We start from the raw sequence: 16766 nt of genomic DNA on the forward strand, positions 1-16766 counted from the left end.
TCGGGACTTTGCGGCGCGCTGTCGGTATCCTGCGCGGGATTTTGATCCCGCCCGAATTCGATGCAACTGCACAATACGCTGACCGGCCGCAAGCAAGAGTTCGTCCCGCAGGATTCGTCGCGGGTCACGATGTATGTCTGTGGCCCCACGGTCTATTCCTATGCGCACATCGGCAACATGCGACCGCCGGTGGTGTTCGATGTGCTGGCGCGGCTGTTGCGGCATCGGTACGAGCGCGTGGTCTACGTCCGCAACATCACCGACATCGACGACAAGATCAATGCCGCCGCCGAGCGCGAAGGTGTCTCGATCGCTGTGATCAGCGACCGCTATGCCGCCGCCTACCACGAGGATCTTGAGGCCCTGGGCGTGGCGCCGACCGATCACGAGCCGCGAGTCACCGAGCATCTGCCGCAGATCATTGCGATGATCCAGCGCCTGATCGACAGCGGGCATGCCTACGCAGCCGAAGGACATGTTCTGTTCAACGTCGGTGCCTATGACGATTACGGAATGCTGTCCAAGCGCGATCGGCGCGAGATGCTGGCGGGGGCGCGTGTGGAAGTGGCGCCGTACAAGAAGGATGCTGGCGATTTCGTGCTGTGGAAGCCCTCCCGCGACGAGCAGCCCGGCTGGGACTCGCCCTGGGGCCGTGGCCGACCCGGCTGGCACATCGAATGCTCGGCGATGGCGGAAACCCTGCTCGGAGACACCATCGATATTCATGGCGGCGGGCACGATCTGGTGTTCCCGCATCACGAAAACGAGATTGCACAGTCGCGCTGCGCCCACGGCGGTGCGCCGTTCGCGAACTACTGGGTGCACAACGGATTCGTCACCGTCAATCGCGAGAAGATGGCCAAGTCGGTCGGCAATGTACTGCGCGCGCGTGAGTTGCTGGAGCAGGCGCCGGGCGAGGCGATCCGTCTGGCGCTGTTGGGCGGCCACTATCGTCAGCCACTGGACTGGACAGACGAAACCCTGGTGCAGGCAAAGCGCCAGCTCGATCGTCTTTACGGCGCCCTGCGTGAGGTTGCAGATATCGAGCCGGCAGCTTGCGTGGAGGCGCCCGACGGATTCTTTGCCGCACTCGACGACGATCTGAACACCCCGGCCGCACTGGCGGAAATGTTCGAACTGGTGCGCGCGCTGAACAAGGCAGAGTCGAACGAAGACAAGGCCAGGGTCAAGGGGCAGCTGCTGGCCGCCGCGAAACTGATGGGCCTGCTGAGTCAGACGCCGCAGGACTGGTTCGGAGCCGGTAACGATGATCCGGAATCGGCGGAGATCGAAGCCCTGCTGGAGCAGCGTGCCGCCGCACGCAAGGCCCGGGACTTCACCAGCGCCGACCGTATCCGTGATGAACTCACCGCGCGCGGTATCGTGATTGAGGACTCGGCGCAGGGAATACGCTGGCGGCGCGCCTGAGTGGTTTTCCGAGCGTCGGAAACGCGGATTTTCGCGCCAAGGCGCAAAGAAAGGCCATGCAGCAGGCGATTCATTCTGTCTGATGCTGCTTGCGGCATGGCCGTTAGACGCTCAGCTCCGCATGTCTCGGGCAGCTCAGCAAATGGTCGTTGACCATGCCGGTGGCCTGCATGAAGGAATAGACGATCGTGCTGCCGACGAAGCGAAACCCCGCCTTTTTCAGGTCCCTGCTGATGCGGTCGGACAATTCCGTCGTCGCCGGAACGTCCCCCATCGTGCGGAACCGGTTCACGATCGGCTTTCCGTCCACGTAACGCCACAGAAACTCGTCAAGACTGGTGCCTGAATCGCGCAGCCGCAGACAGGCGCGCGCATTGCTGATCGCGGCGTCGATCTTGAGTCGGTTACGCACAATGCCGGCATCCGCCAGCAGGCGAGCGCGGTCCTTGTCATCGTAGGCGGCGATGCGTTCGGCATCGAACTGATCGAAGGCGCGTCGGTAGTTGTCGCGCTTCTTCAGGATCGTGATCCAAGACAGCCCGGCCTGCGCGCCTTCCAGAATCAGAAATTCGAACTGTCCTCGGTCTTCGCGCAAGGGCACGCCCCATTCGCTGTCGTGATACTGCTGATACAGCTCCGAGCCGTGGCTCCAGGGGCAACGTGGGTTCTCGTTCATGGCCGCTCCGTGCTGCATCGGCGCCCGGCGGGACTGCCGAATTGCGCGGGTGGCTATGGTAGCCTCGAACCTGCGGTCCAGCCGCAGTCCTATCGTTGACCTGAGGAGGCAAACCCATGCGCTTCGTATCCCCTGTGTTGCTTGCCGGACTGGTCGTCGTCGCCTGTTCCGCGTCGGCGGCTTCCGATGACGATCTCGTTGAATATCGCGAAGACGCCATGCATGTGCTCGGTGGGCACATGGGCTCCATCGGCGCGATCGTCAAGGGCAAAGTGCCCTTTACCGATGACCTCGCAACGCACGCCCGAGGTCTCGCCGCACAGTCCAAGCTCGTCAAGGGCGCATTCAAGGACAAGGCGATGAACGGCGACTCCGAGGCCAAGTCCGATATCTGGGAGAACTGGGACGACTTTGCCGCCAAGGCCGATGATCTGGAATCTGCCGCCGCCGAGTTCGCGGACGCCGCTGGTTCCGGCGACATGTCGGCGATCCGCGCCAAGGTCGGCGCCGTCGGCAAGGCCTGCAAGGGCTGCCACGACGATTACAAGGAAGACTAGTGTCGCGCCACAGTCGTACTGCGGCATTCGAGCGCGACTGCATCACCGCTGAGGCACTCGGCCTGACTCGCCATGGTGCCCGCGGTGTCACGCTCGACGGCGCACCTCAGCGGGGCGCCGCCACGCTCCCGGTGCGTCGCCAAACTTCCGTGCCACGACGCTAGCGTTCTGAGGGCACCGATGTCTAGCTCGTCAAGTGTCCGCATCTGGGATCTGCCAGTGCGTCTTTGCCACTGGCTGCTGGTGATCCTGGTTGCGGGTCTTTATCTCACCGGCGAGATCGGTGGCTTCGATCTTGAACTGCCCTGGCCGGGTGGCAATACGATCTATCTCGGCAACATGGACGTTCACGCGCTGCTGGGCCAGGCGGTATTGGGGGTTCTGGTATTTCGGGTGCTTTGGGGATTCTTCGGTTCGACCACCGCGCGATTCTCCGATTTCGTGCGCGGACCGGCGTCCGTCATCCGCTATCTGCGCGAGCTCCTGTCTGGCCGAATTCCCGAGGCGCGCGGGCACAATCCGGCGGGCGCCGTGATGGTCCTGTTGCTGTTGCTGCTGTTGGCGGCGCAGACCGGGACCGGCCTGTTCGCCAGCGACGACTTCTTTTTCGAGGGGCCGCTTGCCCATCGCGTCGATAGCGATACGTCGCAGACACTCACGCGTCTGCACAAGCTGAATTTCAATGGCCTGCTTTTCGCGATCGGCTTGCATGTGCTTGCGTCCGTCTACTATCTGATTCGCGGCAAGAACCTCATCGGGGCGATGGTTCATGGTCGAAAATCCGAAGACCAGCTCGCGGGCACGGAGGCTCGTCCGCAGTTTGCAGGCGCCTGGAAGGCCTGGCTCGTTGCGGTACTGGCAGTCGCCGCGGTCTGGGGCTTGCAGGAACTCTGATTTTTAGCGTGGGCGCTTTTTTGTCACCTCCAGGCCCACGAAAATCATGGATTCATGGCATGTTCGGTCGCTTCCAGGCCGAATTGATGGCACTTGACCGCTTCATGATGGCCTTATGGGGTCGGATCGAAGCAGGTCGACGACGTGGTCGTGACGCGCGAGCACTACCATGGCGATCACGTCCATGCTAAGTCCGACAGGCTGCTAGTTCGGCCTTTGTTGCGTCAGCCAGGGCAGTTGATCCAGATCGACGTTGCCGCCGCTGAGAATCACACCGACGCGGCGGCCGGCGAAGTGCTCGCGGTGCCGCAGAATCGCGGCCAGCGCGACCGCGGACGAAGGTTCGATCACCAGCTTCAGGCGTGACCAGGCGAGCTTCATTGCCGCGATGATCTCGTGTTCGTCCACGCACAGCACGGCTGCGAGCCCGCCGCGCAGGATCTCGAAGTTGCGTACGCCGACCGTGGTACGCAGCCCGTCGGCGATCGTGGCGGGCAGCTGCTCGGTGACGCGCACACCGCTGCTGAGCGAACGCCAGGTGTCGTCGGCGCCCCTGGGCTCGGCCGCGTAGACCAGCGGTGTCGGTGAGCCGATGCCGGCGGCAAGTACGGTTCCGGCCGCCAGGCCGCCGCCGCCGACGGGCGCGACCAGGCATTCGAGCCCTGGAACGTCCTGCATCAATTCAAGTGCAGCCGTGCCTTGGCCGGCGATGACCCGCGCATCATCGAACGGTGGAATTGGAACGGCGCCGGTCTGCGCCAGTACCAGCGCCAGGCCTGCTTCGCGCGCGTGCTGGTTGGCCGCGCAGCGATGAATCGTGGCGCCGTTCGCGGCGATGTTGTCGAGCTTGCTGCGCACCGCGCCTTCCGGCACCACCGCATGACAGGCGATGCCACGGGAGCGCGCGGCCAGCGCCAGGGCGGCGCCATGATTGCCCGAAGAATGGGTCGCCACGCCGGCGGATGCCTCGGTCTCGCTCAGGGACCACACCGCATTCATCGCGCCGCGCAACTTGAACGCGCCACCGTACTGCAGGTTCTCGCACTTGAAGTGCAGGCGCGCGCCGCTCCGTTCGTCGAGATGGACATCGTCGAGCACCGGTGTGCGTCGCACGCGATTCTCGATGCGCCGCGCCGCGTCGAGCACATCTTTTGCGGCAGGAATGTCCAGTGGGTTCACTGCCTGAAATGCAGACGTTGTCCGCGAGCCTGCGTTGCGAGCTGATTCAGATGATAAGCGGCCTCGCCGTTGACCCAGGTGGTGACGACGCGATGCGAGAACGCCTGGCCTTCCAGCGGCGACCAGCCACACTTGTAATAGAGCTTGTCGACCTCGACGTGCGTCTGCACCTCAGGATCGACCAAGACCAGGTCGGCGTACTGGCCTTCGGCGATATGACCGCGATCGATCACGCCGTAACGTGCCGCCGGCGCATGGCTCATGCGTTCGACCGCTGTGGGCAGATCGAGCACCCCCTGCTTGACGAGTTCCAGCACGATCAGCACCGCATGCTGAACCAGCGGCAAGCCGGCCGGCGCCGCGAAATACTTGCGCGCTTTTTCGTCGGCAGTATGCGGCGCGTGATCGGTGGCAATGATGTTGAGCCGGCCGTCGGCCACAGCTTCACGCAACGCCGCGCGGTCCGCGGCGGTCTTGACGGCCGGATTGCACTTGAGCTGCGCGCCGAGCGCATCGTAGGCCTCATCCGAAAACCACAGATGGTGCACACAGGCCTCGCCGGTGATCTGCTTGCCGGCGACCGGGCCCGGTTCGAAGAATTCCAGCTCGCGCGCCGTGGTCATGTGCAGCACATGCAGCTTGCTGCCGTATTGGCGCGCCAGACCGACCGCGAGTTCGGTGGACTTGTAGCAGGCCTCGGCCGAGCGGATCAGGGGGTGCGCGGAAAACGGCACATCATCGCCATAACGTTCGCGATACACCTGCTCCTGCGCCAGGATCATCGGCGTGTCCTCGCAATGGGTGGCGATCAGATAGGGGCACTGCGAGAAAATCGAGGCGAGGATCCTGGGATTGTCGACCAGCATGTTGCCGGTGGAGGCGCCCATGAACACCTTGACGCCGCAGGCCTCACCCGGCTGCAGGCGCAGCAGCTCTTCGAGGTTGTCGTTGGCGGCGCCGAAATAGAATGCGTAGTTGGCATGCGCGCGTCCGGCCGCCAGGTCGTACTTGGCGGCGAGCGCTTCGCGCGTGGTCGCGGGCGGCTTGGTGTTCGGCATCTCCATGAAGCTGGTGATACCCCCGGCGACCGCGGCGCTCGATTCGGTGGCGAGGTCGCCCTTGTGCGTCAGTCCCGGTTCGCGGAAATGGACCTGATCATCGATCATCCCCGGCAGCAGCCATTTTCCGCGCGCATCCACCACCTTGGCGCCGTCCGGCGCCGACAGGCCGCTGCCGACCTTCTCGATGCGTTCACCGGAAATCAGTACATCGCCGTGGCTGGCGCGGCCGTCGCTGACGACGAGGGCGTTGCTGATCAGAATCTGGGACATGGACTCGAGCTCGGAGGGCGGGCTGGTGAGGCAGTTTAGTACGGACTGGGTGAATCATGGCCGCACGGTGGCGCGCAAAAGCCGGCCCTGCGCTCAGAGATCACCGAATCGGGCCTGCAATACGGCGATGGCAGTCAGCGCGGCGGTTTCGGTTCGCAGCACGCGTGGACCGAGTTTCAGCCGGTCGAATCCAGCCTGGGCGGCGAGCGCCACTTCCTTGTCGGACAAGCCGCCTTCCGGACCGATCAGCAACTCCGCCGATGGCGGCTCGCCGACGAATGAGTCCAGTGTCCGTTCGGCCGTGGGGTCCAGCACCAGAGCCAAAGGCCGCCGGGGCCGGCTCAGCCAGTCGCGCAGCGGCATGACGCCGTCCAGCTCGGGCAGCCGTGCCCGCCCGGACTGTTCGCAGGCCGAAATGACGACGCCGCGCCAGTGATCCAGCTTCCTGTCCCAGCGCTCGGCATCGAGCTTGACGTTGCAGCGCTCCGTGATCACCGGCGCGATGCGCGCGACCCCCAGTTCCACGGCTTTCTGGATCGCCCAGTCCATGCGTTCGCCCTTGGACACGCCCTGCACCAGCGTGAGACTGAGCCTGGATTCGTTGCTGCGCGGAATCGATTCCAGGATTTCGGCCTGCGCCGCGCGTTTGGTAACCTTGCCGAGTCGCGCCAGATAGTCTTGACCGTCTCCGTTGAACAGGGTCAGCGGATCCGCTTCGCGCAGGCGCAGTACCTGCACTGCGTGGCGGAAGGCGGGCGCGGGCAGGTCCACGCGCACGCCGGAGGCTAGCGGTATGTCGGCGAAGAATCGGGTCATACACGTATTGTGCCGATTGGCCGGTCGCGCCGTCAGTCTGGCTCAGCGGCTTACCTGAAGTCACCACGCAAGCGCAGGACCGGATGGCGAAACCGCAAACGCGGGAGGCGCAGCGCGTTAAGGATTGGCACTATTGGTTGGCACAGGGATACGAGTTCGGATGAAATCAAGTCCGATGCGGTCCAGCGTCAAGCCAAGGCCAGATCGTCGATCAGCGTCTCGACCACCGTCTCCTCGTCGAGCGCGTAGCCGCAGTCCAGCATCGCTAGACTCAGTCGGACATCCCAGTCGGCGGTGACCGCGGGCCCTTCCAGCGTTCGGCCCTGTCGCGGTGCGTATTGCCGGTAGTCCGGCGCGCCGAATCGCCACGGCACGGCGCCGAAGCGGCGCATCACGAAGTTGCCGATGCGCAGGCCGGCCCAATCGAAATCGCCGTGGTAGCGCAGGCGCGCGCCGGTGCGGGCAAGCTGGTCGAGCAGCGTGCGCTGGGCGGCGGCTGGCATGCCGTCGGTGCAGACCATGGGCGGACAGCGTTCGCCCAGGCGTTCGGCGGCGAGCGCGACGATGGTCGGGTTTTCACAGACGTGGATGGACACATTGTCGACGCACCAGTTCGGTGGTTGACGCAGCAGCGTGCGCAGCGTCAGGTGCAGCGGTTCGCCGGATTCGCCGGCCAGGGCTGCGAGGCGGCCGCCGGGAGTGTCCGTATGCGCCGGCAGGTTGAGCGCCAGGGCCGGCGCGGACAGTTCGCCGAGGCTGACGCCGAGTTGCGCCCAGCGGTTGCGCAGCCGCGTTTCTTCGGAATCCACGGGCGTGTCGCTGTCGTTGGCGCAGGCGGCCAGCACCAGGCTGCCGAGCGCTCGCCCGGCGTCCAGGCCGTGGGCGTCGCCACAGGTATCGGCCGCAAGCCGGGGTAGCGGGATGCCGCCGCCCGGCAGCCGCTGCAGCACGCAGGCCGCTTGCGACAGCAGTTGTGCCGCCTGTTGCGGATCCGAACCCGACAGCCGTTTGAGCAGTCCCTGGCCGGCGCCGTTCGTCAGCAGGGTCTGCAGGCGGACATCGGTTGCCGTCGCAAAACACGCGGTCCATTCGCGGTCACGCGCCAGCCGCTCCCGCTTGCGGCGCGGGATCGGCCCATCCAGCGCTTCGAGCGCACTTTCCAGGTTGGGTGCGACCTCGGCGCGCGCCAGCGCGGCATCGAGTTCGGTCTGCGAGACGCGCATGGAATCGCCACGCGCGGCGCGGCGGCCGAGCAGGCCTTCGAGCGCTGCGCGTTCGGCGGGCGTCAGGCGCGCGAGCGTGAACGCATCCGCGTCGGCTTCGCGCGCATAGCGTTCGCGCAGCCGTTGCCGCAAGGCGGCGAGGGCTTTGCCGCCGAGCAGCCGTTGCAGGCGCTGCGCGTCGATGGCGCCGCCGGCGTTCATGATTCCGCGAGGCCGGCGTCGGCCGGAAAGCGCCGCCCCGGATCATCCTGCGCGCGGCGCACGCGGCCGTCCCAGCTCCAGCGCGAGACGAAGATCGCGTCGATGCCTTCGCGGCGCACGATCTGGCAGATCGACAGGCCGGGAAGTTCGGCGTAGCAGCCCCATTCGCGTTCGCTGGTCATGACGAAGTCGAGGTCGAATTCGCGGATCAGCGCCATGCAGTTGGCGCGCGCCTCGTCGTCGATGCCGGCGAAGGCCTCGTCGAGCAGCACCAGACGCGGCGCCAGCGGATCGGCGCTTTCGTAGTGGCTGCTGGCGGCCGCGAACAAGGGCACGGTCAAACCCAGCGCGCGCTCGCCGCTGGAAGCCGGGCCGGACAACGGTTTCCAGCTGCCGTCCTGCTGGCGCTGCACGCGGAAGCGGTGCCAGCGGCGGTAGTCCAGCGCGCGCGACAGCGATTCGAACAGGCTGGCGCGTTCGTCGCGCTGGCGTTCCTCGCGGATGCGCGTTTGCAGGAAGTCGCCGACGGTGCGGCGGTCGTCCTGCGACCAGGCGTCGGCGTGGGTCTTGAGCAGGCGCTTGCGCGCTTCGGCCAGGCCGGAGGGTGCGTCCGGGGTGTCGTCCGGCAGGTTCTGCCAGTCCAGGCGGTAGCGCACGCCGGTGGAGGTCGGGCGTTTGTGCAGTTCGGCATTGATGCTGGCGACGCGGCGTTCGGTGTCCTGGATCAGGCGTTGCAGGTTGACCGCGATGTCCTGCTGCAGGTGGTTTTCGAGCACTTCGCGTTCACGCGCCGACAGCAGCATGCGGCGCTCGCCGATTTCGGCTTCCAGCCGCGCGCCGAGCAGGTCCGGCCGCTCCGGCCGCGACTGGTAGACGATGCGCACGATCAGGCCGTGGTCGCTGGATTCCAGCGTGGCGCTGTGGCCTTGTGCCGACAGCGCGCGCTGCAGTTCGGTGAAGTCCTCGCCGATGCGCCGCGAGATCGCGTGCCAGTGCTCGTCCTCGGCGGCGACCTGGCTGAGCGCCTGTTCGGTGCGCCGCGCCGCCGTCAGGCCGGCTTCGACGCCCCAGCTTTGCGCGGCGTCCGGCAGTTCGAGTTCGGGCACGGCGATCGCGAGCAGGCCGGTGGCGGCGAATCGGCGCAGGCCGTCGATGGCGGCGAGGCGTTCGTCGCCGCGCTCGTCGAGCGTGCGCTGCGCGTCGCTGCGTTTCTGCTCGGCCGCGGCGGCCTGCGCGTTGGCCGTGAGCTGGGCCTTGTGGGCGGCGCCGAGCCCCTCGTTTTCGCGGGTTTCGGCGGATTCGGCATCGGCGATGCGCCGCTGTAGTTCGTGGACCTTGACGCCGACGCTGTCGCGCAGGGTCTGTAATTCGGTCGCGGTTTCGAGCTGGCGCCGCGTCTGTTCGCCGCTTTCGCGTTCGGCGGTGGCGAGGTCGCTGCGACTGCGCGCCTCGCGGCTCTGCTGTTCCTGCCATTCCAGCAGCGCGCCGCGGTGGGCGCGCAGCGCCGCGGCGAATTCGGTGACGGCCAGGCGGTAGTCCGACAGGGTTTGCGCCAGTGATTCCAGCGCGGCGCTGTCGGCCGGCAGGCGCAGGTCCTCGGCGTCCAGGCGCAATGCGTCGAGGCTGCGCTGGCTGGCGTGCTCGGCCTGGGCGAGACGGCCGTCGGCTTCGCCGAGGCGGCGCTGGGCGTCACGGCGCTGGCGCTCGGCCTGTGAGGCCGTGGCGTGTGCCGTGCGCAGGGCGTCGTCGCCCGGTGCGGCGGCCAGTTCCTGACGCAGGCGCTGCCGTGTGTCGGCGAGCGCCGCGCTCTGGGCGTCGAGCGTCTGAGCCTGCGCGCCGAGTTCGGTCAGGCGCGCGCCGATTTCGTCCAGGCGCTGACGGCGTGCGGCTTCGCGCGCGGCGTAGCCGATGTGGCGCGCCGCCGGTTTGGACCAATGGCCGGCGAGCGGGCCGAGGCGGTAGCTGCCGGCGGTCGAGACCCAGGCTTCGGCGTCGCCGGGGTCCTGCGCATCGCAGGCGATGGCCGCCAGGATCGATTCGATGATCGCGGGCGCGATCGGCGTGTCCGCGGCCGGCCGCAGGCGGCTCGCCAGCGAATCCGCCTGCGTGCCGCGCGGCAGCAGGCGTGCGTCCAGGCTGCCCGGATCCAGCACCTCGCCGCCCGGCGTGACCCAGGCGTCGAGCAGGCCGGCCGCTTCGAGCGCGGCTTCCAGGCCGGCGCGCTGTGCCGGTTCCAGGCCGGGATCGAAGTCCACGAGCTGCCACAGCGGCGCGCCGCTGAGCCGGTCGCGTGTCGCGGCGTCGCGGTAGTACAGCGCGGGCGGTGGCGCGTCGGTGCCGGCTTCCAGCGCTTCACGTTCCTGATGCAGGACTGCGCGCTCCTCGGCAAGCGCCTGCCGGTGCTGTTCGAGCGCGGCTTCGCTGGCGGCGAGCTGCCGTTGCTGTGCGTCGCGGGCCTGGTCGAGCAGGGCGCGCATCGGCTGCTCGCCGGCCAGGGTTTCGGCCCAGGTTTCGAGCGCGGCCAGCGCGTCCTCGCTGTCCGGCAGGCGCAGCGTGTGCAGACCGCCGAGGTAATGGCGCCAGGCAGCCAGCAGCGCGTCGATATCGGTCTGCAGCTGCCGCGCCGCCGCTTCGTGCTGGGCTTCGGCGGCGGCGAAGTCGTCGGCGCGGGCATTGCGTTCGCTGTGCGCCAGCTCGCGTTTGCGCAGGGCGTCCTGGTGCTCGCGCAGACGCTTGCGGACCAGCTCGATCTGTTCGAGTCGGGCCTTCGCGGCGGCGTGCAGGCGGCCGCGCAGCGTGTCGGCGAAGCGTTCGTCGGTGCCCACGACGCCATCGGGCAGTTCGACGGATTCGAGCGCGCGATCCTGTTCGGTTTCGAGCGCCAGTGGGGTGGCCAGGGCGGTGGCGGTGTGCAGGGTCTCGATCTGCACGCGCCGCGTCGCCTCGGCGACCGCGTGGCGTCGCGCGCTGGTGGCCTGTTCCTCCTGCAGGCGGCGCTGCGCAGTGTGCAGGCGCTGCTGCGCCCGATCGAGGCTTTGCCGGGCCTGCGCGGCTTCGGTTTCGGCGCTTTGCAGGCGCTGCGCGTCACGCATCACCGGGTCGGCGCGCAAGACCTTGAGCCGCGCCCGCGCTTCGTTGAGCACGCGTTCGTGCCGGGTGATCGCCTCGCGCGCCGCGCTCTCGGCCTGTTGCGCGGCGCTGCGTTCGCTGTCGGCGGCGTTGAGTTCGCGGCTGGCCTGGTCGTAGCGCGTTTGCGAGGCGCGCAGTTCGGCGGCGCGGCGGCGCGCGGCGATCTGCGCGTAGCGGCCGTAACGCTCGGCGAAGCCGCTGACGGCTTTGCGCATGGCGTCGAGTTCGTCGAGTTCGCGGCGGTAGTCGTCGAGCTGGTTCATCGCCTCGGCCACGTCTTCGAGCGCGCCGCGCTCCAGCGGCGGCAGGGCGTCACTGAGCGCGTCGGACAAACGCTGCTCGTTGGGCTGCTTCGACAGCTGCGGCTGGCGCAACTGGATCAAGGTGTCGATCAGCGCGTCGTAGCGTTCGCTGCCCAGGCGGAACAAGGCCTCGTCGACCGCGCGCCGGTAGTGCATGGCGGTGTCGAAGACCTGGCCGTGCGTGCCGATGGCCTCGGCCAGACGGTCCTTGGCGATGGCGGTGCGGTTGGGTGTAGTCAGCCACAGATCCTCGCCGACGCGTTGCGAGGAGGTGAAGTACCAGGCGTCGACCGAGGCCCGGCCACCGACCGCGCGCAGGCCGGCGCCCAGGGTCAGGAAGCGTGGCTGGCCGTCCTCGCCGACGCGGCCGAATTCGATCCAGGTATAGCCGATGCGGCGCTCGTGACGGCCGCCCATCAGCAGGTTCCAGTCCATGCGCTTGCCGCGGTCGCCGTCCGGCTCGACGCGTGAGGCCGAGAGGTTGGCGTCGAACAGGAACGGCAGCGTCAGCGACAGCACCTTGGATTTGCCGGTGCCGTTGTTGCCGCGCAGCATGATGTGGCCGTCGCGGAAATGGAATTCCTCGGCGTCGTAGTGGTAGAGCTCGATCAGGCCCAGGCGCAGCGGTTGCCAGCGGCGCAGCGCCGGTTCGGGCAGGGGTGGACGTTCGGGGGCGTTCATCGGTTCAGACTTGGACGACTGCAAGCCCCAGCCCTCTGGCGGCCACGCATTGCCGCAGGTCCGAAGAGACGAAGGTATCCGCCCGGCTGCGCAGTGCGGCCGCCACGTGCAAGGCATCCATGGCGCGCAGCGGATGCGCCTCGAGTGTGCGAATGCTGTCCCCCAGAACTTCCGGAGCCAGCTCGCAGATCTGTGCGTCGGCGATGTCCAGCAGCAGGTCCTGTTTCAAGCGCCGATATTGCCCTGTGTCGAGGCGGCCCTCCCGCTGCAGCCGGCAGAACGCCGAGATCAGCTCCGGCAAAGCGATCGCGCAAAGCAGCAGCACGTCGGCGCGCTCGCACCAGTCGAGGACGGCATCGCTGCCGTCCTCGCGCACGTAACGCTTGACGAAGGCGGAGCTGTCGAAAAAAACGCGCATCAGGGACCGCGGTCTTGCAGGATCAGTCGCCCGGCCTCGATGCCGGGGATCAACAGAGGATCGGCGCGCCGACGCTTCCAGGACGGGATTTCCGCCGCCGGCTCGGCGATCGGCTGAATCTCCGCGACCGCACGGCCATTGCGCAGCACGCGCACGGTTTCTCCGGCCTCCACCAGATCGAAATAGCGTTTTGCATGACTGCGCAATTCGGTGAATGTGGTTTCCAGCATGAGGATCTCTCGATATGTACATCGATCTGTACATTCTAGCAGCCTGAAAGCGAAAGGATGTCGGCCGACCCGGCTCTGAAGCGGTACATGTGCAAGGCGGAGCCTGCGGGTCTGTTCGTGATCAGCGTTCACCGAAAGACCTCCCGACGATGGCCGACCTTGATGAGCTCCACGACAATTGCTGCATCGTCGATGGAGTAGAGAATTCGATAGTCGCCCTGGCGGGTACGGTATTTTTCGGCCCCCGACAGCTTCTGACTGCCGGCAGGGCAGGGATCATCGCGCAGGGATTCGATCCGGTTCAGGATGCGGTGCAGGTCGGCCTTCGGCAGGCCGTGAAAATCCTTGGGGACGGCCTGCCTGAATCTCAGTTCATAGATCGCCACTGGCCTTGAGCTTGTTCAGCAGTTCTTCGTAGCTGATGGTGGGCTCTGTGGCGCGTTCGTCGAACGCGGCAAGATCCTGCTGGTCTTCGCTCAGGGACTGCGCACGGCATCCGACACCAGTTCGGAGATCGAGAGCCGCGTTTCAGCCGCTTTCAGGCGTAGCGCGCGGTGCAATGCGGGGTCGAGGTAGATCGTGGCGCGGGTATTGGCAGCAGCGCTGGCGCGTTCGAGTTTCGCGGTCATTCGGCACCATGACGTTTTGACGTTTTTTTCACTTTAATCAGGTATCGCCTGAATCGTTTGATCACAACAGCGTTTGTTGCTTGCCCCGAACCTCCGCCTCGCCCAGCGCGAAGCGCAGCAGTGCCGGCCGCGCGCGTACGCCGCCGCTGCGGAATTCCACCAGCTTGAGCCGGGCGAGGCGCTGCAGGGCCTGATCCGCGAGCGCATTTTCGGCGCCGGGTTCGCGTGCGGCCTTGCGCCAGTAGCGACCGAATTCGCCGGCGGCGTCGGCCACGTGGTCGGCGACCTCGCGCGCGCCGAACAGGCGCTGCGGATGTTTGCGCGCGGCATCGCCGAGGAACTCGGCGACCAGCAGGGTGACGTGGGATTCGGTGCCCTGCGCCGGCAGGCGCTCGTCGGAGAGTTCGCCGTCCTCGTCCACCAGGGCGAAGCCCTCGGCGCGCAATTCCGCCGTGAGGCCGCTGGCGGCGGCGAGGCGCGCGCTCATCGTGCCGCGCTGGGTCGCTAGATATTCGCGTTCGCTGTCGTCGAGTTCGTCGTGATAGACCACCGGGTCGTCGAGCAGGCGTCTGGACAGGCGATGACGCGTGGCGGTGCGGCGGCCTTCGGGGCTGTCGGGCACGTAGTCCTCGACCAGGGCGGCAAGGCGTGATTCGAAGTCGGCCTGCGGCAGCAGGGCTTCGATCAGGCTGGCGCCGCGGCTGCTGCCCGGCATCGCGGCGAGCGCGCGGCGCTGCACGTCATAGAGCACGTCGCCGGCCTGGTTGACATAGGCCTCCTCGTCGCCGGCGACGCGGGCGAGTACGCCGAGGTCGAGCAGGAAACGGCAGACCAGCACCAGATCGCGGCGCTCGCGCAGATTTTCCAGCGTGTACTGGTAGCCGAGCGCCGCGAGCTCGGGATCGCGTGCAGCGTCGAGCAGGCGCTCGCCCAGTGCGCGCAGGGTGATCTGCGGCTCGGCGCGTTCGAGCACGGCGCAGACCAGGCACAGCAGCACGTAGCGGTCGCGATCGAACTCGCGCTTGTCGCGGTCGTGCGCGCCGCGGGTGCTGTCGCCGAGCTCGGCCGGGCGTTTGTAGAGCCGTGCGCAGTCGCGTTCGATCAGCAGCGGCCAGCCGCATTCGCGGCCGAACCAGTCGCGCAGCCAGTCGGCGTGCGCGCGCACATCGACGAATTCCGGTGCGTCGGCCGGCAGCAGCGGGCGCATCAGCAGCGCGCGCAAGGCACGTTCGCGCGATTCGTCCTGTTGGCGGTCGAGAACGTCGGAGAGTCTGGAGCGCGCTTCGGGCATCAGACGATCGGGCGGATCAGCAGGCGGTGGTCGCGGCCGCGGAAGTGGCCGAGTTCGGTGTCGATTTCGGCGCGGCTGTTGGCCTCCAGCGGCTCCAGGCGAATCGTCAGCGAGCCGTCGCTGGTGCTGCGTTCGACTGCCTGGTCGGGGTGGCGCTGCGCCGCCAATGCGTCGCCGAGCAGCGACAGGAACAGGCGGAAGGCGTGGCGGTCCAGCGTGCCGAGTTCGGACAGGCGCGTTTCCCGGCCGGTGGCAAGGCGTTGCCGCGCGGCTTCGGTCTGCGCCGATTCCTCGGCCAGACGATGCGCAAGCTGCGCGCGTTCGGCGCTGCGTTCGCGGATTTTGGGTGGGCCGCCACGCGTGGCGAGCTGGCCGGTCTCGCGCAGGCGCGGGTGGATTCTGACCGGCGGCGCCTCGCCCCAGGGACTCGTCGCCGCAGCGGTTTCGGCGGGGCTCAGTGCGAGATGCCGTGCCGGCGACAGCGCGAAGGCGGCGCGCCACAGACGGTGTGTCTGTGCCGGCTCCGGGCAGGCGGCGAACCACAGTGCCAGCCGCCGGAAATCGGCCGCGCGATCACTGCGGCCGGCGCGGCGTTCGTTGAGCGTGGTCACCGCCTGCAACAGGCGCGGGATCGCGGCACGCGCGCTGGCGCGCAGCAGCTCGGCCTGCGGTTTGTCGCGGCCGTCGGCGACAAACCAGCGACTCAGTCCGCGCCAGCGTTCGCGCCAGACCGCGAGGCGTGGCGCGTAGGCCTCGGATTCGGCCAGGGCGTCACCCGGCGCGGCGTCGCCGGCCTCGCGTTCGGCGGCGAGCGCCAGCAGGGCTTCGGCCCGCGGTTGCAGTTCGCGCAGGCGCTGGGCGATGCGTCCGGACTTGGTCACCAGTTCACCGATGAAGCGTTCGAGGTAGTCGATCAGCCGTTTCTTGAAGGCCATCACCGCGTCCTGCTCGGCACGCTGCAATTCGATGGTGCGCGCCAGCCCGGTCATGAAGGCTTCGGCATTGTCGGCGAGGCTGCCGAACACATGCACCAGGTCGCGCAGGATTTCGTGGACCTTGGCGGCGTCCGGCGCATCCGCCTGCGCCAGTACCGCAAGACTGTTGAGCCGCGCGAGGATGTCGTCCAGTGCCACCGACTGCAGTTCGCCATGGCGCGACAGGGTTTCGGCGAAGGTGGCGAGCCCGGCCTCCACCGCCTCGCCGCCACGCGTCAGCCGGTACAGCAGGCGCTTGCGGTAGAAGTCCTCGATGGTGGCGACGCGCGCGGTGTCCGGCTGCGCTTCGAGGTTGCCCCAGTCCACGAGCTGCGCGAGCAGGCCGTCGAGCTCCTCGGCCGCCGGCATGCGCTCGCGCCAGCGCGTTTCATGCAGGATTTCGTCGCTGCGCAAATGCAGCCGGAACTGCCGGCGCGCGGCGGCGAAGCAGTCCATGATCGCGCGGTAGGCGTCGGCGCGTTCGGCGCTGACGTGGCGGAACAGGCGGGCGGATTCGGTCTGGCTCATGCGCTGGGGATGCGGTCGCGATAAATTTCATCGCGAAACCGTTCCCAGTCGGCATTGGTGAATTCCGGCGCGAAGCCGGTGTCGCGGAATGTCGGAAATACCATTCGTGCCGCAACCCGCGCCGCCCCCGCGCGTCCGGCCGGGCGAATCCGTTGCTTGATGCGTGCGAGCCACGCTTTTGGCGATCGTGTCGAAGTCATTCCCGTATTCGTCGGCCGGCTTGCAGAGGGCGGCCTGGTTGCGGGGCTTACCTTATTCGCCGACGTTGGGTCGTTCAAG

15 protein-coding genes and 1 pseudogene are annotated in these 16766 nt (G+C 67.5%); 3 read left to right on the plus strand and 13 right to left on the minus strand.

Translation table 11 applies throughout. From position 1 onward, the window contains the following. Positions 1–60 precede the first annotated feature (60 nt). The gene (gene cysS / locus RM530_RS11745; protein ID WP_311365421.1) at positions 61–1428 is read left to right on the plus strand and encodes a cysteine--tRNA ligase; all 1368 of its coding nucleotides are present in this window, start codon (positions 61–63) and stop codon (positions 1426–1428) included. Positions 1429–1531: 103 nt separating this feature from the next. Here cysS and RM530_RS11750 read toward each other — a convergent pair whose 3' ends face one another. After that, a complete protein-coding gene (locus RM530_RS11750; RefSeq protein ID WP_311365422.1) occupies positions 1532–2104 on the minus strand; it encodes a DNA-3-methyladenine glycosylase I in 573 nt (190 codons plus the stop codon). A gap of 116 nt (positions 2105–2220) precedes the next feature. Between RM530_RS11750 and RM530_RS11755 the strand changes: the two genes are divergently transcribed. Both RM530_RS11755 and RM530_RS11760 read left to right on the plus strand, forming a co-directional pair. After that, positions 2221–2661, plus strand: a complete 441-nt coding sequence (locus RM530_RS11755) for a c-type cytochrome (RefSeq protein WP_311365423.1) — start codon at positions 2221–2223, stop codon at positions 2659–2661. Positions 2662–2841: 180 nt separating this feature from the next. Next, positions 2842–3555, plus strand: a complete 714-nt coding sequence (locus RM530_RS11760) for a cytochrome b/b6 domain-containing protein (protein WP_311365424.1) — start codon at positions 2842–2844, stop codon at positions 3553–3555. A gap of 204 nt (positions 3556–3759) precedes the next feature. Here RM530_RS11760 and RM530_RS11765 read toward each other — a convergent pair whose 3' ends face one another. The 12 genes and pseudogenes from RM530_RS11765 to RM530_RS11820 all read right to left on the minus strand — a co-directional run bounded on the left by RM530_RS11765 (position 3760) and on the right by RM530_RS11820 (position 16765). Further along, complete coding sequence (locus tag RM530_RS11765) at positions 3760–4734, minus strand: threonine ammonia-lyase (RefSeq protein WP_311365425.1); 975 nt, start codon at positions 4732–4734, stop codon at positions 3760–3762. After that, complete coding sequence (locus RM530_RS11770; protein ID WP_311365426.1) at positions 4731–6065, minus strand: dihydroorotase; 1335 nt, start codon at positions 6063–6065, stop codon at positions 4731–4733. Before RM530_RS11770 ends, RM530_RS11765 begins: the two co-directional genes overlap by 4 nt. Positions 6066–6158: 93 nt before the next feature. Beyond that, positions 6159–6881, minus strand: a complete 723-nt coding sequence (locus tag RM530_RS11775; RefSeq protein WP_311365427.1) for a 16S rRNA (uracil(1498)-N(3))-methyltransferase — start codon at positions 6879–6881, stop codon at positions 6159–6161. A gap of 188 nt (positions 6882–7069) precedes the next feature. Beyond that, positions 7070–8305 (minus strand): TIGR02679 family protein, encoded by a 1236-nt coding sequence (locus RM530_RS11780; protein WP_311365428.1) that lies wholly within the window; start codon positions 8303–8305, stop codon positions 7070–7072. Beyond that, the gene (locus RM530_RS11785) at positions 8302–12417 is read right to left on the minus strand and encodes a TIGR02680 family protein (RefSeq protein WP_311365429.1); all 4116 of its coding nucleotides are present in this window, start codon (positions 12415–12417) and stop codon (positions 8302–8304) included. Before RM530_RS11785 ends, RM530_RS11780 begins: the two co-directional genes overlap by 4 nt. 4 nt (positions 12418–12421) lie before the next feature. Beyond that, positions 12422–12835, minus strand: coding sequence for a type II toxin-antitoxin system VapC family toxin (locus RM530_RS11790; protein ID WP_311365430.1), 414 nt, complete (start codon positions 12833–12835; stop codon positions 12422–12424). Next, positions 12835–13065 (minus strand): type II toxin-antitoxin system Phd/YefM family antitoxin, encoded by a 231-nt coding sequence (locus RM530_RS11795; protein ID WP_311365431.1) that lies wholly within the window; start codon positions 13063–13065, stop codon positions 12835–12837. Before RM530_RS11795 ends, RM530_RS11790 begins: the two co-directional genes overlap by 1 nt. A gap of 128 nt (positions 13066–13193) precedes the next feature. Beyond that, positions 13194–13451 carry a type II toxin-antitoxin system RelE family toxin gene (locus RM530_RS11800; protein ID WP_311365432.1) on the minus strand — a complete coding sequence of 86 codons (258 nt, stop codon included), beginning with the start codon at positions 13449–13451 and terminating at the stop codon, positions 13194–13196. After that, positions 13438–13694 (minus strand): annotated as a pseudogene (locus RM530_RS18745) (CopG family transcriptional regulator). Before RM530_RS18745 ends, RM530_RS11800 begins: the two are co-directional and overlap by 14 nt. Before the next feature lie 61 nt (positions 13695–13755). Further along, positions 13756–14985 (minus strand): TIGR02678 family protein, encoded by a 1230-nt coding sequence (locus RM530_RS11810; protein ID WP_311365434.1) that lies wholly within the window; start codon positions 14983–14985, stop codon positions 13756–13758. Continuing rightward, the gene (locus RM530_RS11815) at positions 14985–16487 is read right to left on the minus strand and encodes a TIGR02677 family protein (protein ID WP_311365435.1); all 1503 of its coding nucleotides are present in this window, start codon (positions 16485–16487) and stop codon (positions 14985–14987) included. Before RM530_RS11815 ends, RM530_RS11810 begins: the two co-directional genes overlap by 1 nt. Next, positions 16484–16765 carry a hypothetical protein gene (locus tag RM530_RS11820; RefSeq protein WP_311365436.1) on the minus strand — a complete coding sequence of 94 codons (282 nt, stop codon included), beginning with the start codon at positions 16763–16765 and terminating at the stop codon, positions 16484–16486. Before RM530_RS11820 ends, RM530_RS11815 begins: the two co-directional genes overlap by 4 nt. Between the last annotated feature and the right edge of the window lies 1 nt (position 16766).

It is taken from the genome of Banduia mediterranea, assembly GCF_031846245.1.
GTDB lineage: Bacteria > Pseudomonadota > Gammaproteobacteria > Nevskiales > Nevskiaceae > Banduia > Banduia mediterranea.